This is a genomic window from Flavicella sp., assembly GCF_029238425.1.
GTDB lineage: Bacteria > Bacteroidota > Bacteroidia > Flavobacteriales > Flavobacteriaceae > Flavicella.
On record NZ_JAQWGB010000080.1, the window covers coordinates 24,703 to 40,631 of the forward strand.

Annotated in this window: 11 protein-coding genes; 8 read left to right on the forward strand and 3 right to left on the reverse strand. The window is 35.4% G+C overall.

Translation table 11 applies throughout. The features are described from left to right. Positions 1-188 precede the first annotated feature (188 nt). The 4 genes from odhB to P8H68_RS05960 all read left to right on the forward strand — a co-directional run bounded on the left by odhB (position 189) and on the right by P8H68_RS05960 (position 6,345). Entirely contained in the window at positions 189-1,415 is a 1,227-nt protein-coding gene (odhB, locus tag P8H68_RS05945; protein ID WP_300322463.1) for a 2-oxoglutarate dehydrogenase complex dihydrolipoyllysine-residue succinyltransferase, read from the forward strand. 501 nt (positions 1,416-1,916) lie between these two features. Further along, complete coding sequence (locus P8H68_RS05950; protein ID WP_300322464.1) at positions 1,917-4,004, forward strand: T9SS type A sorting domain-containing protein; 2,088 nt, start codon at positions 1,917-1,919, stop codon at positions 4,002-4,004. Between the two features lie 156 nt (positions 4,005-4,160). Continuing rightward, on the forward strand, positions 4,161-4,799 hold the full coding sequence (locus P8H68_RS05955) for a peroxiredoxin (protein ID WP_300322465.1): 639 nt from the start codon (positions 4,161-4,163) through the stop codon (positions 4,797-4,799). A 268-nt stretch (positions 4,800-5,067) separates the two neighbouring features. Further along, complete coding sequence (locus P8H68_RS05960) at positions 5,068-6,345, forward strand: voltage-gated chloride channel family protein (RefSeq protein ID WP_300322466.1); 1,278 nt, start codon at positions 5,068-5,070, stop codon at positions 6,343-6,345. Positions 6,346-6,350: 5 nt separating this feature from the next. On the opposite strand, the gene P8H68_RS05965 is transcribed toward P8H68_RS05960, so the two are convergent. Continuing rightward, entirely contained in the window at positions 6,351-6,788 is a 438-nt protein-coding gene (locus P8H68_RS05965; protein ID WP_300322467.1) for a retropepsin-like aspartic protease, read from the reverse strand. A 104-nt stretch (positions 6,789-6,892) separates the two neighbouring features. Here P8H68_RS05965 and P8H68_RS05970 point away from each other — a divergent pair, with 104 nt between their 5' ends. After that, positions 6,893-7,660 (forward strand): TatD family hydrolase, encoded by a 768-nt coding sequence (locus tag P8H68_RS05970; protein ID WP_300322468.1) that lies wholly within the window; start codon positions 6,893-6,895, stop codon positions 7,658-7,660. Between the two features lie 15 nt (positions 7,661-7,675). After that, positions 7,676-8,155 (forward strand): methylated-DNA--[protein]-cysteine S-methyltransferase, encoded by a 480-nt coding sequence (locus tag P8H68_RS05975; RefSeq protein ID WP_300322469.1) that lies wholly within the window; start codon positions 7,676-7,678, stop codon positions 8,153-8,155. A gap of 60 nt (positions 8,156-8,215) precedes the next feature. Here P8H68_RS05975 and P8H68_RS05980 read toward each other — a convergent pair whose 3' ends face one another. Continuing rightward, positions 8,216-11,068, reverse strand: a complete 2,853-nt coding sequence (locus P8H68_RS05980; protein WP_300322470.1) for a polysaccharide lyase family 7 protein — start codon at positions 11,066-11,068, stop codon at positions 8,216-8,218. 363 nt (positions 11,069-11,431) lie between these two features. Here P8H68_RS05980 and P8H68_RS05985 point away from each other — a divergent pair, with 363 nt between their 5' ends. Both P8H68_RS05985 and P8H68_RS05990 read left to right on the forward strand, forming a co-directional pair. Continuing rightward, a complete protein-coding gene (locus P8H68_RS05985) occupies positions 11,432-14,716 on the forward strand; it encodes a hypothetical protein (RefSeq protein WP_300322471.1) in 3,285 nt (1,094 codons plus the stop codon). A 101-nt stretch (positions 14,717-14,817) separates the two neighbouring features. Continuing rightward, on the forward strand, positions 14,818-15,324 hold the full coding sequence (locus tag P8H68_RS05990) for a DUF3575 domain-containing protein (protein ID WP_300322472.1): 507 nt from the start codon (positions 14,818-14,820) through the stop codon (positions 15,322-15,324). Positions 15,325-15,388: 64 nt separating this feature from the next. Here P8H68_RS05990 and P8H68_RS05995 read toward each other — a convergent pair whose 3' ends face one another. Then, a complete protein-coding gene (locus P8H68_RS05995; RefSeq protein WP_300322473.1) occupies positions 15,389-15,802 on the reverse strand; it encodes a BrxA/BrxB family bacilliredoxin in 414 nt (137 codons plus the stop codon). Between the last annotated feature and the right edge of the window lie 127 nt (positions 15,803-15,929).

Here is a 15,929-nt window from a genome sequence, read left to right on the forward strand (position 1 = left end):
GACCTGTACTCTGAGTGAATTGAAAAATAAAAAGGTACACTGGTTATATCGAAGTGTACCACAGAATAAATAAAACGCTTCGACAAACTCAGCGTACAACAAAGAAGAACCCAGAGCTTGTCTAAGGGTAACAAAATTAACAACAATATTGCTTGTAAAAAACAAGCACAACTTTAAAATTAGTAACAATGATTTTAGAAATGAAAGTTCCTTCTCCGGGGGAATCAATTACAGAAGTAGAAATTGCATCTTGGTTAGTTGAAGATGGTGATTACGTAGAAAAAGATCAGCCAATTGCTGAAGTAGATTCAGACAAAGCGACTTTAGAATTGCCTGCTGAAGAAAGTGGAATTATCACTTTAAAAGCTGAAGAAGGTGATGCTGTTGAAGTTGGTGCTGTTGTTTGCCTAATTGATATGGATGCTGCTAAGCCAGAAGGCGGATCAGAAGCTCCTGCTGCTGCTGCTGCTCCTGCTAAAGAAGAAGCTCCTGCTGCTGCACCAGTTGCAGAAGCTCCAAAATCAGCTGAGCCAGCAACATATGCTACGGGAACTGCTGCTCCTGCTGCACAAAAAATTCTTGATGAGAAAGGAATCTCAAACGCTTCTGTTTCAGGTTCTGGAAAAGATGGAAGAATCACAAAAGAAGATGCATTGAATGCAACTCCTGCTATGGGTACTTCTAACGGAAGTAGAGGATCTGAACGCAAGAAAATGTCTATGTTACGTAGAAAAGTTGCACAACGTTTGGTTTCTGTTAAAAATGAAACTGCCATGTTGACTACTTTTAACGAAGTAAACATGCAACCTATCTTTGATTTACGTAATCAATACAAAGAAGAATTCAAAGCGAAACATGGTGTTGGACTTGGATTTATGTCTTTCTTTACTTTAGCGGTAACTAGAGCTTTGGAATTATATCCAGATGTAAACTCTATGATTGATGGAGATTTCCAAATCAAAAATGATTTTGCCGATATTTCTATCGCAGTATCAGGCCCTAAAGGATTGATGGTACCTGTTATCAGAAACGCTGAAAACTTATCTTTTAGGGGTGTTGAAAGCGAAGTAAAACGTTTGGCTTTAAGAGCTCGTGACGGACAAATTACTGTAGATGAAATGACTGGAGGTACATTTACTATTACAAATGGTGGTGTCTTTGGATCTATGTTATCTACGCCAATTATCAACCCTCCTCAATCTGCAATTTTAGGAATGCACAATATTGTTGAGCGTCCTATGGCAGTGAACGGTCAAGTAGTAATTCAACCGATTATGTATGTTGCCTTATCTTACGATCATAGAATTGTAGATGGTAGAGAGTCTGTTGGTTTCTTAGTAGCCATCAAAGAAGCTATTGAAAACCCAATCGAATTGTTGATGAACAACAACCCGAAAAAAGCCTTGGAATTGTAAAATTCTAACTTTATTATATTTCAAAGCCTGTGTTCTTTTATGTACACAGGCTTTTTTTATGGCGTTTCCTTACAGGTCGGGCTTTTACCACTCGCTTTTTGGCAAAGACATTCTGCAAACTCTGTCTGCCAAAAGAGCTCAAACAAAGGTGCAATCCCTAACGCAATACCTCAAGCTAAAAACCTAACAGGTCTTAAAGACCTGTTAGGTTCACAAAAGAACAAAAATTACTCACTAAAAATCAATTATTTACATATTAACGACTCTTTTAATACACATAAGTCATCTGAGACAATTTTAAGTTCTCCCTCCCAATCACACGAAACCTTAACATAAACTATACAACACAGATTTTTTAAGCAATTCTTTTCACTCCATTTCATTGATTAACTCTACGAAAACCAATAAAAATAACATTTGTTAAGCACAGGTATAGCCTTCATAATCTAAGTTTTAAGGAACTAAATTTAATTTCCAGCAACTAATTAAAACCAATTTATTATGAAAAAAATTACTTTATTATTGTGCTTACTTATAATGTCTCTTGCGTATGGACAACCCGGTTCTCCGGCCCCCACTCCAACAAATGCAAATATTGATGTTATTTCTGTCTACAGCGACGCATACACTAGTATCGCCACAAACCTAGACCCTTCTTGGGGGCAAGCAACCGATGCAACTGATATTCAAATTTCAGGAAATCAAACTTTATCCTATAGTGGATTAGATTATCAAGGACTTGATTATACCAGTTCTGATGTATCTGCAATGGAATATGTTCATTTGGATTATTATACTACAGACGCTACTTCTTTTCAGTTTTTCTTAATTGGTGGTGGTGAAAACGCATACGACATTGCGGCCACAGATGGCATTACAACCGGCCAATGGGTTAGTATTGATATCCCGTTAAGTCACTATACAGTTCCTAATTTGGCACAAGTAGCTCAATTTAAAACTGTAGGTAATGGAACACTTTATTTGGACAATCTTTATTTTTGGAAAGCACCTGCAGCTGCAGGAACTGATACTTCTTTAAGCGACTTAACCGTTGATGGAAATACGATTTCAGGATTCTCATCGTTAGGCTCTAACTATTCTGTTGAACTACCTTCAGGTACTGTAGCGGTTCCAACCGTTGTTGCGACAACAACAGATTCAAATGCAAATAATACTGTAACACCAGCAGCAAGTTTACCTGGATCTACAACGATTCTTGTAACAGCTCAAGATGGTACAACTACAAATACAATAACGATTAATTTTACTTTAGACCCAACACCTGCAACTGCTGCACCAGTGCCTACAAAATCTAGCTCGGATGTTATTTCTGTTTACAGCGACACCTACACTAGTATCGCAACCGACTTGAATCCTAGTTGGGGACAAGCAACAACGATGACCGAAATCCAAATCACAGCAAACAATACATTAAAATACGCCAACCTAAACTATCAAGGAATAGAGTACACTAGTTCAGATGTAACTGCAATGGAATATATTCATTTAGATTACCATACAAGTGATGCCACTGCTTTTCAATTTTTCTTAATTGCTGGTGGTGAAAACGGTTACGATATTGCAGCTACAGATGGTATCACAACAGGACAATGGGTTGGTATTGATATTCCTTTAAGTTATTATTTAAACGCAGGAAGAAATCTAGCAACAGCAATCCAATTCAAAACCGTTGGAAATGGAACAATTTTCTTAGACAATATTTATTTTTGGAAAACTACGGTTGACCCAGTAACTGATGCTACATTAACAGATGTAAAAGTGGATAGTGAAACTATAGCAGACTTCTCTTCCGCAGTAATCAACTATGAAGTTGTACTACCAAAAGGAACCACTACCGTACCTCAAATTACTTTAGCAACAAAATCTCATAGTGGAGCAAACGCAGTAATTACTCAAGCACCACAGTTACCAGGAGATGCAACTGTTGTTGTTACTTCGGAAGATGGTAATACGACAAAAACGTATACGATTTCCTTTTCTGTAAATAATAATAGCGCCTGTGAAGGAACTTCTAGCGATGCTACTGAAGGAAGTTTTTCTGTTGGCTATGATTATCATTTTGAAACATTAGAAACGGGTACTACCGATGTAAAAGTTACTTTTACCTTATTAGATGAAGATAAAGTAGGATACGTACCCCAAGTATTCATTGCTCCCTCTACTTTTATAAATATGGCCGCCGATGGTTCAACATATACCGCCACTTTAACGGATCAAACAGGTACCATAAGTTTTTCTATTAGGGGAGCTCATTCTACAGGACTCGTAACTTCTCAACTTTTTGAATATACTGTAGGAGACACTTGTGATGCCCTTAGTACTCAAAATTTTGAAATCGTAGGATTAGAAATTTACCCAAATCCAACTTCAGCTTCATGGAATTTCAACACAAAGGATCAGAACATTGAATCTATTGAAATCATTGATATGACCGGAAAAATAGTTTTCACCATAACTCCTAAAACATCGTCTACTGTTATCGATGGAACTAATTTACCAGCTGGAATGTATATTTCCAGAATTACCACTGAGAAGGGAACTCAAAGCAAAACATTAATACGAAACTAATAGTATTAACCACAACCATTATCTTTAAACCCCACATAAACATGTGGGGTTTTTATTTAAAACAAGAACACACGTTAATACAAACCTTCGCTGTATTTTAACACACTGTTTTACAAAATTCCATACATTAGCCATTCAATTAAAAAAATTACAACTATGGCAACGTTAAGATTAGGAGATGTCGCTCCAGATTTCACGGCAGAAACTTCAGAAGGAACAATCAAATTTCACGAATGGTTAGGAGAAGGATGGGGATTATTATTTTCTCACCCTGCTGATTACACTCCAGTATGTACTACAGAATTAGGTACTGTTGCAAAATACAAAGACCAATTCAACCAGAGAAATGTAAAAGTGGCGGCTTTAAGTGTTGATGGTGTTGCATCTCACCAAGGATGGATCAAAGACATCAATGAAACGCAAAACACAACGGTAAACTTCCCTATCATTGCAGATGAGAATAAAAAAGTGGCGAACTTATATGATATGATTCACCCAAATGCAGATAACAACTTAACCGTTCGTTCTGTGTTTATTATAGCACCAGACAAAACGATCAAATTGATCATCACGTATCCTGCTTCTACTGGAAGAAATTTTGATGAATTGATTCGTGTTATTGATTCTTTGCAATTGACAGCTTATCATAAGGTAGCGACTCCTGCAAACTGGCAAGATGGTGATGACTGTGTTGTAGTACCAGCGATCAAAACAGAAGACATTGATGCTATTTTCCCTAAAGGATATACGGAGGTAAAGCCTTATTTAAGAATGACACCTCAACCAAACAAATAAGATTTCTTATTTTAAAAAAATGCCTAATAGATTTATCTGTTAGGCTTTTTTTATGCATTATTATCAACTTTGTTAAATCCATGTATAGTTTTTAAATAGCCCAACTATTCAATAATTGATTAGCTTTAGGTTGATTAGAAAACACAAATACGTGAGTTTAAGTTAGGTTTCAAAAGTCTGGGTATGGTTTACCCAGACTTTTTATTTTTATGTACAAATACAACTAATAATGAATAGTTATATTTGCAACGAAGTAGAAACAAAACCTATGAATTTTTTTCAACAAAACAACCTATTAAAAACCTATAGCAATATTACAGAACATTTGTTAAAATGGTTATTGATAGCCATCGTATCTGGTATATTTGTAGGTTCCGCATCCGCATTATTATTAGAATCCTTATACTTTGTAACAGACCTTAGAGAGGCAAATAAATGGATCATTGCTTTATTGCCTATAGCAGGACTTGTTATTGGGTTGATGTATCATTATTGGGGTAAAAGTGTTGTCAAAGGAAACAATCAATTGATTGATGAAATCCATAGTCCAGAAAAAATAATCCCTTTAAAAATGGCTCCTTTGGTATACATAGGAACTGTACTTACACACCTTTTTGGAGGATCTGCTGGACGAGAGGGAACCGCCATACAAATGGGTGGAGCCTTAGTTGATCAAATTTCTAAAATATTTAAATTCAGTCACGAAAACAGAAAAATTGTCATCGTAATTGGTATCTCAGCAGGTTTCGCTTCTGTTTTTGGAACACCGTTAGCAGGTGCCATTTTTGCTTTAGAGGTATTGATCGTTGGTCGTATGCGCTACGAAGCCATAGTCCCAAGTTTTTTATCAGCCGTTGTAGCGGACTATGTTTGTTTGGCCTGGGGAGTACATCATTCACATTATGTAGTGGACCTTGTCCCGGAAATGGATACTGTTGCATTTTTAGTGGCCATTTTAGCAGGTGTAATTTTCGGAATCGTTGGAAGGACCTTTTCAAAAGGAATTCCCTTTTTTCAAGGTTTTGCAAATAAAATAAAATATCCTCCATTAAGACCTTTTGCTGGGGGAATTATTATTGCGTTGAGCGTTTTTTTAATGGGAACCACAAAGTATATTGGACTTGGTGTACCTACCATTGAAGAAGCCTTTGTAAACCCATTGCCCTTTTACGATTTTGCTTTAAAAATATTACTTACAACCTTTACTATTGGAGTAGGTTTTAAGGGTGGAGAAGTGACTCCTCTATTTTTTATTGGAGCCACTTTAGGAAATGCCTTGGCCTTATTCCTTCCACTCCCGATGGCTTTGTTAGCAGGAATGGGTTTTGTAGCGGTGTTTTCTGGAGCAACCAACACCCCTATCGCCTGTACCATGATGGGAATTGAGTTATTTGGAATAGAAGCTGGAGTCTTTATCGGTATTGCTTGTATTGTGGCCTATTTATTTTCTGGGCATTCAGGTATTTATTCCTCGCAAATCATAGGAAGCTCAAAAAGTACGCAGCTAAATCACCATAAAGGAAAAAGACTTAAAGAAGTTTCTTAAGTCTATTATTTCAAATAAAAACAAGAATTCTTGTAATCGATAATGGCATCCCCAGATATTAAAATATCTGCACCAATAATTCCATCAATTTTTTTTGCGTTGTGTTCTTCAAGTGCTTTGTTTACATGCGACATATCAAAAACCACCAAATTGAATTTTTTCGTTTTCCATTTGCCCATTTTCAATCGGTTTTTTTCAGATTGCAATGTTTCCATTCCCGTTGCACCGGCCCCGGCTGCTTTAACCTCTGATTCAATAGTCTGCACAGCATATTTCTCTACCTCATCTAAACCAATACAAGAATTGGAAGCTCCTGTATCTAGAATAAAACGTCCTTTAACGCCATTCAACCTAGCCTTCACAATTAGGTGATTGGTTTTGGTTATTTTTAGAGGGATTTGAACATATCCTTTTTTTGAAATGCTTTTTTTTAGACTTGACATTTTAGAGTATTTTTACCAAATATATTAATGACTGCGATACTTACTACTATCAATTAACAAGATACTGTAATTATTTCGCAAAAAACACTAAGACTCCCTTAGAAATGACAATTACTGATACGCATAGTCACTTATATAGCGACCAATTTGATGAAGACAGAAAAGAAGTAGTGCAACGAGCTATTGATGCTGGAGTGAGTCGTTTTTTTATCCCTGCAATCGACAGTGATTTTACACAATCTATGTTAGACCTTGAGGCTGAATTTCCAGATAATGTTTTTCTTATGATGGGTTTACACCCTACACATGTCAAAGAAAATGTAGAAGAGGAATTGGCTCTCATCAAAACTTGGATTGACAAGCGCGCCTTTTATGCTATCGGTGAAATCGGGATAGATTTGTATTGGGACAAGACTTTTATAAAGGAGCAACAGTATGCTTTTAGAACACAAATTCAATGGGCAAAAGAAAGAAAAATGCCTATAAACATTCATTGCAGAGATGCTTTTGATGAAGTTTTTGAAATTTTAGAGGAAGAAAAAAGTGATGACTTGTTTGGTATCTTTCATTGTTTCACAGGAAATTTAGAACAAGCAAAACAAGCGGTTTCCTTAAATATGAAATTAGGTATCGGGGGTGTAGTTACTTTTAAAAATGGAAAAATAGACAAATTTCTAGCAGAAATTCCAATTTCAGAAATTGTATTAGAAACCGATGCTCCCTATTTGGCTCCAACTCCCTACAGAGGAAAAAGAAATGAAAGCGGTTATCTAACAAATGTGATTGATAAATTGGTAGACATTTATGGTTTATCATTTGAAGAAATTGCAGCAATCACCACACAAAACTCCAAAGATATTTTTGGTATTTAATTAAGTTACGGCACAATGAAATTAGAAAAAATAAAAATCAACACCCCTTTAGGAGTTTTAAAAATTAATGGAAATGCCGAAGGGATTCATTCTGTAATTTTTTCTAACAAAAAATCTCCCGTTTCTAAAGAAATTCCAAAAGTACTGCAGGAATGCGTGCAACAATTGGAGGAATATTTTGAAGGTACTAGAAAGGAATTTACTGTAAAATTAAATCCACAAGGTACAGAATTTCAACGTAAAGCATGGAAAAGTCTACAAACTATTCCTTACGGAAAAACCATGAGTTACTCTGAACAAAGTAACCTCCTAAATAAACCAAAAGCCGTTAGGGCTGTTGCCAATGCAAACGGAAAAAATTTATTAGCAATCCTTGTTCCTTGTCATAGAATTATTGGATCCGATGGCTCCTTAACAGGATATGCCTGGGGATTAGAAAGAAAAGACTGGTTGCTAAATCATGAAAGTAATATCAAACAGCAATCTTTGTTTTAGCCTATAAATAAAAAAGCAGGTGTCAATACAAACACCTGCTTTTATCTTTATATGGATACCTTATAATTTTACAATTCGCTTTGAAATTGTTTCTGTATCGCTCACTAAAATAACAGTGTATGTTCCAGTTGCCAATTGAGAAATATCTATGGTTTCTGAAGAAATTTCTTTGTCAATAACTAACGATCCTAATTGATTATAAATTCGTATCGAATGTAAATTTTCATAACCAGAAATATGAATAGAATTTTGAGCCGGATTAGGCCAAATGAAAACTTCATCCTTTGCTTCTTCCTCCTTCAGTGCCAATTTTTGGTCCGCTTCTTTTGAACTCAAGGTTGAATAACCCATCACTCTAAGTTCTTCCAAACTAACCCAGCTTCCTGAATACCCATTTGCACCCGTAACTGAAACCCTAACATATCTTACATCTGTATTAGAGAACGCATCAGAAATAGGGTTGTCATTTGAACCTGACGTTGTATTGTCACTTCTATCAACAATTAAGCTATAATTATTATTATCGGTAGAGGCTTCAATGATAAATTGATATGCTCTATCATTAAAACAAATTACTTCTGTACCACTGATGGTATAAAACCCACCTAAATCTACCACTACCGACTGCGGAAAATATTGTGCAGACCATCTAGAATCAGCATCGCCATCTATTAAATTTGACGCAGGATTTTCAGATTGTTGCTCAGAGGCAACTGTCGACTTATTCAAGGCTACGTTCGATTTTTCTGGCTCAACAATAACAGATGAAACAGTCTCTGAAAGTTCATTAAAATATACCAATGCCTCACCAGCATCTTGAAGGTATGCTCCGTTTTTCCAATAACTAGGGAAAGACCAATAAGAAATATCTCGGTTAACAAATTCACTACCATTTACAGAGACTAGAAGTCTCTCGTCTTCCAATGAAATATCACAATCAAAATATCCACTTGGCAATGATCCCATAGGAATATGCGTGGTTGCAACCCCTTCAGAATCCGTTTTCACTGCCGCAAATAAACCACCGTCAAGACTATAAACTCTCAACAAAGGTTTGTTAGGACCATTCCCTGCATTTGCATCATCATGAATTTGCAATAATGTCAATTGCTCACATGTTTGGATTTTTACATCTAAATTAGCGTGAAGACTTCTATTTTGATTCTCTACCAACCAATTATTTTCATACCTCAATTCTGATCTTACTTTTGAGGCATTTGCATCTCGTGTTTGACTGAAGGCAATTTTATCCGAATCAGCAACAAAAAAAGACGCCGATGAATAACCATTCATAATAGAAGATGCTGTCGCTTCAGTATTGCTTAAAGGAGACTGTAGTTTACAAAGTTCCAAATAAGATTGGAATTTAGGAATATCATAAGGAGCAGCAACCTCTACAGGTGGCTCTTGGTCGCTTTCTGAAAAAATCTTAAAATCTAATAAACTTACCCAAGTACCTTCATAACTCGCTGCTCCAGTAACACGGATTTTCACAAATCTTGTTGAAACAGAAGAAAACACATCTTTAATTGGACTCGCTTCAGTTCCTGGAGTGGTATTAGAAGACCTATCAACTATGGTAGCATAAGTACCATTCTGAGCATCCGAAACAGAAATTTCATATTGATATGCTCTATCTGAATAACAAACCAATTCTGTACTTCCGATGGTAAAATTCGCTCCTAAATCAACGATGGCTTCTTGAGGAAAACCAGACACTGACCATCTTGTAGAAAGATCCCCATCAACTATATTGGAATCAATATTTGATCCATCTGCAGAGCCTGTAGAATAGACCAATTTATTCAATGCAATATCATCACCCGCAGAAGGTGCATTTACCTGAATGCTAATTGAATCTGCAAACCCTCCTTCTTGAGTTGTTGCAGTTATTACCGAAGTCCCCTCTGAAAGTGCTGTTACCACACCGCTAGAAGTTACAGAAACGACAGAAGAATTTGACGAAGTATATGTTATGTTCTTATTTGTAGCATTTGATGGATTAATTGCCGGAGCTAATTGCTCTGTACTTCCCAAAGCAACATCCATAGAATTCGTATCAAATCCCAAACCGGTTACGGCAATATTCTCTGGGACAGCATCTCCATGTTGTACCGTAAAATCATAAACTAAAACCTCACCGTAGTTGTCAGGATCATCTGTAGAATCTCCTTCCCTCTCTGGATTACTTTGTGTATAATTCCCAACCTTAAAATAAGTTTGGTCGTAATTTAAATCCATAACATAATCGTTTCCATCAGCTTTCACTAAATAAGCATCAGCCGTACCATTATTAAAAGCCTCCAAAAGATTTCCATCTTCTGAGTAATAACAGTAGTGTTTTCCATCCAATACATGAAAAATAACTTCATGTTTATCTCCTAAGTTATAATCTGTTTTAATGGTAACATCATCTCTCAACTTCCCTCCATTAAAAGAAATAAAAAGATGAGAATCTTCTAAACGCATCACCATAGAGTCATCTATTCCATCTGCCTTATTCCCATGAATTTGAGTAGCTACCAAATGAGGTTTTTCTATAGGTAAATGCGTAATAGCTTGTTCTACATAGAGCATATGAGAACCTTCTGTAGTCCAATAAATATCTGAAGAACCATCTTCTTCTCTTTCTCTCAATTCTGATCTTATATAATCTGAATTTGGAGTTGTTCCGTTATCATTTCGAACAGGCGCTCTAAAAACAATAGCATCGTTAGAAGCGTTTACAAAAAAGAATTCGTTGTTAGATTCTCCACAGAGAGTCTTGTCTTCTTCACCAGTTGGATAGGTGATTTTCCAACCATTGCAGTTCCTCATCAAGTCTGAAGGATTTTGTCCTACCATAGGGAGAGATAATAGGATCATCAAACTTAGCGTGATAACACGCAGTTCATTTTGTTTAATTTTTTTCATTTTATTAAGTTTAGGTTTTGGTTAACTAGTTTGGTTGACCAGATTTAGGTTGCGCCAAATATATAATATTTTTTTAATCCATAAAATTAAAAGCCAACTTTCCACACTGATTTTTAGCTCTTTAATCCCGTATAATCTACCTTATTGTTACTCTACACCAATGCAATACTAAATATTTTGATAAAATATTTTTTTTCAAATTTCAAATTATTCCTTGCTGTAATTGACTTCAAATTTTAAACTAAATTTGCTATCTGAGCGTTATCATATTCCATGCACAAATTTGGACCCTTACTTTTTTTCTTTCTTTGTTTGACAATGTCTGCTCAAACCAAATTTTCAAATGCCAAATCGAAAGAATTAATGCTCCAAACAGACAGTATTTATATTTCTGACGTTAGCATCAGTCCCGTAAATTTCAAACTGATTTCCAATGGAACCACCATTCCTTCCTCTGACTATGAAATAAATTTTGAAACGGCTCTATTGGTTATAGATTCCAAGCGCTATTCCGATATTAAAGTTGAATATACGGCCTATCCCGACTTTTTAACCGAAACCTATGCTCCCATGAGTCAGCAGGTGATCGTACCAAGTTCTAACAACAGTGAATATTTATATCGATATGCACCTGAAAAAGATGAAGGAAAAGCTCCTTTTGAAGGTTTGTACACACAGGGTAGTTTGGCACGAGGTATTACCGTAGGTAATAATCAAGATGCTGTAACAAACTCCAGTTTGGATTTACAAATATCAGGTAAACTCTCTAAAGATGTTACGATCAAAGCATCGATCTCAGATAGTAATATTCCCATTCAAAAAAATGGATATTCCCAACAAATTGAGGAATTTGACAGAATATTTATAGAACTTTTCACCAATCAATGGAGTTTAAAAGCTGGAGACATCAACCTAAAGAACAACGAAACTAATTTTTTAAAGTTTGATAAAAAAGTAGCAGGTCTTTCAGTAGATGTCACCCCAACCAAAGTGGATTCCGAAAATCACTTTAAAGCCTCTGGGGCTTTGGTTAGAGGAAGATTTACTAGACATCTATTTACCGGTATCGACGGAAATCAAGGACCCTATAAATTACTTGGTCCAAACGGGGAAACATATATTGTCATCCTCTCAGGTAGTGAAACTATTTATGTAAATGGACGTCCTTTGAAACGAGGAGATCAAAATGATTACACCATTGATTACAACACGGCAGAAATAACTTTTACCACAACTTTTCCTGTTACAGCAAATATGAGAATCACGGCAGAGTTTCAATATTCTGATAGAAACTATACACGTTTTGTAAGCTATAACAAGGCTTCCCATAAAAGTGAAAAATTAGAAATTGGCGGGTATTTTTATACCGAAAGTGACGCAAAAAACCAACCACTACAACAAAACCTTTCTGAAGACCAGAAAAAAACTTTGGCTGAAGCAGGAAATGACACTGCCAAAATGATTTCTGAAAGCGGATTTGAAACCGAGTATGATGAAAATAAAATTCTCTATAAAAAAATACTTATTAATTCTACGGAAGTTTATGAATTTTCACAGAACCCAGATGACACTTTATATTCTGTAACCTTTAGTTATATAGGAGAAAACCAAGGAAGTTATCAATTAGAAAACACAACCGCTGTTGGAAGAATATTTTCTTATACAGGAACAAATATGGGAGATTACGCACCCGTAATTCAATTGGTAGCCCCAACACGACTTCAGGTAGCTGTAGCGAAAGCAAACTATAGTCCAACTTCAAAAACAATTTTAAAATCTGAAATTGCGTTGAGTGACAATAATCAAAATTTATTTTCTGATTTAGACAATGAGAACAACCAAGGAATTGCAGCAAAAGCTGGTTGGAGTCAAATTTATACGGATAAAAAATGGTTGGTAAAAAGTAATATCGACTTTGATTATTTACAACAAAACTTTACCAGCATTCAAAGAATTTACAATGTAGAATTCAACAGAGATTGGAATTTAGTCAACCGCACTGGAACCCAGGAATTCTTGCAGTCCGAATTATTAATTTCCAACAAAAAAAACAGTGAATTCTCTTATAAATTTGAATCCTTAAAATTTCAAAATTCCTTTACTGGGCACAAGCATAAATTCAGAGGAGGCATACGAACTAAAAACACAACGATCAATGCAAAAGCTAGTTTATTAGAAAATGAGGGGACTACTCAAAAAGGTAGTTTTCTGAAAGCGGCAGCACTATTCAAACAGTATTTTAAAAAAACTTGGATTGGGGGAATTCTTGACACTGAAAACAATGAACAGACCAATATTAGCACCCAAAAACTTGATCTAACAAGTCAGAAATATTTTAGCTATGGTGCTTTTTTTGGCGTAGGTGACAGCACCAAAGTATATGCAAAAATTGGAGTAGATTTTAGAGAAAACGACAGTGTGAAAAATGAAGCGCTCACACGTGTAAACAATTCCAAAAGCTACTATATCAACTCTCGATTGGTCCAGCAAAAAAATGCCCAAGTTGGTGCCTATATCAATTACAGAACTGTGGACAATGTTTTTCAAGAAGATACAAATATGTTGAACTCTAGATTGAACTACACACAACGGCTTTTCAAAAATTTTATCAGTTGGAATTCCATTTATGAAACCTCATCAGGAACCTCCCCGCAGCAACAATTTGCCTATGTAAAGACGGAACCAGGTCAAGGTTTTTATACTTGGATTGATTATAACGGTAACGGAATTCAAGAATTTGAAGAATTTGAAATTGCAAAATTTGCTGATCAGGCAGACTATTTACGTGTCACTTTACCTACCGTAAATTACATACGGGTAAATCAAACTAAATTTAGTCAATCCTTTAACATCACTCCAAATCAATGGAGGAACAAAGTAGATTTTAGAAAAACCTTGTCTCAATTTTCTAACCAATCTTTCGTGTTAATTGACACAAAAAAACAACGCAGTGGAAACGGCTTTGATTTGAATCCATTTGACACTGAAAATCCTTCTGTAATCGGTCTGTTGCAAACCATAAAAAACAGTTTTTTCTTTCGAAGAGGATTGCAAAATTATTCCACAACCTATATTTATTCTAATAGCAGAACAAAGACAAACCTTGGAATCGGTTTTCAAGAAAACAAACAGCTCCTAAGACAACTAAATTTTCAACATCGACTGGGAACTTTTTGGTTGTTTGATGCCAAACTAAGTAAAAAAGAAACGGACAGCAAAAGTGAAAATTATAGTGAAAGAAATTATGTCATTTCAAGTCAAGAGGCCAATCCAATAATCACCTATTCTTTCTCAGTAAACAGTAATTTTTCGTTCGCTTATGAATATAAAGATAAAGAAGAACCTTCCAGTATTTCTGCTTTAGAATTGCATAAAATTGGAACAAGCTATCAGTACGCACATCCTACAAAAGGGGCTATCATTGCTGATTTTAATTTGTATAAAAACAATTTTACTGGAGTAGAAAACAGCCCGATTGCCTATGAAATGTTAGAAGGATTACAACCCGGAGATAATTTTGTTTGGAACCTGATTGCACAAAAAAAACTAACAAGTTATTTGCACCTAAACCTAAACTATACCGGAAGAAAAAGTGAAACCGCCAACACCATTCATACAGGAAGTGTTCAACTAAGAGCTGTTTTCTAACAACTTAAAACCTCGAAACTTATTTTTTAAGTATTAATTTTTTCCATTTATATATAGTACATTTGTGCTATAAAAATTGACTATCAACCTAATTGAATTTGATGAAAAAAACAATCGCTCTAGTACTTTTTGCATTGGTCTTTAAAATGTCTTCTGCACAAACCAACGAGATTAAAGTAGATGTATTTGATATTTTGGCCTTATTAGCCCTTGACGTTACTTTTGAACATAATTTAAACACAGAATCTTCTATAGGGATTGCTGCCATGTTCAATTTTGCTAGTGAATCTTCTAGCTTTAGATACGAACAAGAATTTGCATTAACTCCTTATTATAGACAAACCTTTTTTAGCAAGGGAAATTTTGATTACTTCGGAGAATTTTTCGGTTGTTTGAACAGAGGAGATATAGACCCTGCTAAATTAGAAATTGGAGATTCTCCAACCTATACAGATTTCGCATTAGGACTTTCTTTTGGAGGAAAATATGTAACCGCAAATGGATTTGTAGCAGATATTCATGCCGGTATTGGTAGAAATTTATTCAATACCGATTATTCAGCAAGCATTGTACCAAGAGTTGGTATTTCTGTAGGGAAACAATTCTAATAAAAATAAAACATAAAAAAAGGGGACTGAAAATATCAGTCCCCTTTTTTTGTGTTCTAAAACCTTATTTGCAATATGCAGTATAAGCTTCTTTCAAGTGATCAGCAATCATCTCAGCAGATCTACCTTCAATATGGTGACGCTCTAACATATGCACTAATTTTCCATCTTTAAACAAAGCTACCGCTGGAGATGAAGGAGGAAAAGGAACCATAAATTCTCTTGCTTTTCCTACTGCAGCACCATCAACTCCTGCAAATACAGTTACTAAGTTGTTTGGCTTTGCATCACCTTCAATAGAAGCAATTACACCAGGTCTAGCTGTACCTGCAGCACAACCACACACAGAGTTTACAACTACCAATGTAGATCCTTCTAATTTCAAAGTATTTTCTACTTCTTCAGGAGTTTTCAATGCTGAAAAACCTGCTTGCACCAATTGCGCTTCCATTGGCGCTGTTAATTCTTGTGGATACATATATCTATTTTTTTGAATATTAAACTTTAATAGGACAAAGATACACATAGAAAAGCATATCAACATTGTTGTTTGATAGATTTCATTTATATCCAAAAAAGAAATTTGTATGACAAACAACTATGCT

What these genes read in the sequence shown, in the direction of transcription:
- odhB (WP_300322463.1), top strand. Translation starts at nt 189, where the DNA reads ATGATTTTAGAAATGAAAGTTCCTTCTCCGGGGGAATCAATTACAGAA.
- P8H68_RS05950 (WP_300322464.1), top strand. Translation starts at nt 1,917, where the DNA reads ATGAAAAAAATTACTTTATTATTGTGCTTACTTATAATGTCTCTTGCG.
- P8H68_RS05955 (WP_300322465.1), top strand. Translation starts at nt 4,161, where the DNA reads ATGGCAACGTTAAGATTAGGAGATGTCGCTCCAGATTTCACGGCAGAA.
- P8H68_RS05960 (WP_300322466.1), top strand. Translation starts at nt 5,068, where the DNA reads ATGAATTTTTTTCAACAAAACAACCTATTAAAAACCTATAGCAATATT.
- P8H68_RS05965 (WP_300322467.1), bottom strand. Translation starts at nt 6,788, where the DNA reads ATGTCAAGTCTAAAAAAAAGCATTTCAAAAAAAGGATATGTTCAAATC.
- P8H68_RS05970 (WP_300322468.1), top strand. Translation starts at nt 6,893, where the DNA reads ATGACAATTACTGATACGCATAGTCACTTATATAGCGACCAATTTGAT.
- P8H68_RS05975 (WP_300322469.1), top strand. Translation starts at nt 7,676, where the DNA reads ATGAAATTAGAAAAAATAAAAATCAACACCCCTTTAGGAGTTTTAAAA.
- P8H68_RS05980 (WP_300322470.1), bottom strand. Translation starts at nt 11,068, where the DNA reads ATGAAAAAAATTAAACAAAATGAACTGCGTGTTATCACGCTAAGTTTG.
- P8H68_RS05985 (WP_300322471.1), top strand. Translation starts at nt 11,432, where the DNA reads ATGCTCCAAACAGACAGTATTTATATTTCTGACGTTAGCATCAGTCCC.
- P8H68_RS05990 (WP_300322472.1), top strand. Translation starts at nt 14,818, where the DNA reads ATGAAAAAAACAATCGCTCTAGTACTTTTTGCATTGGTCTTTAAAATG.
- P8H68_RS05995 (WP_300322473.1), bottom strand. Translation starts at nt 15,802, where the DNA reads ATGTATCCACAAGAATTAACAGCGCCAATGGAAGCGCAATTGGTGCAA.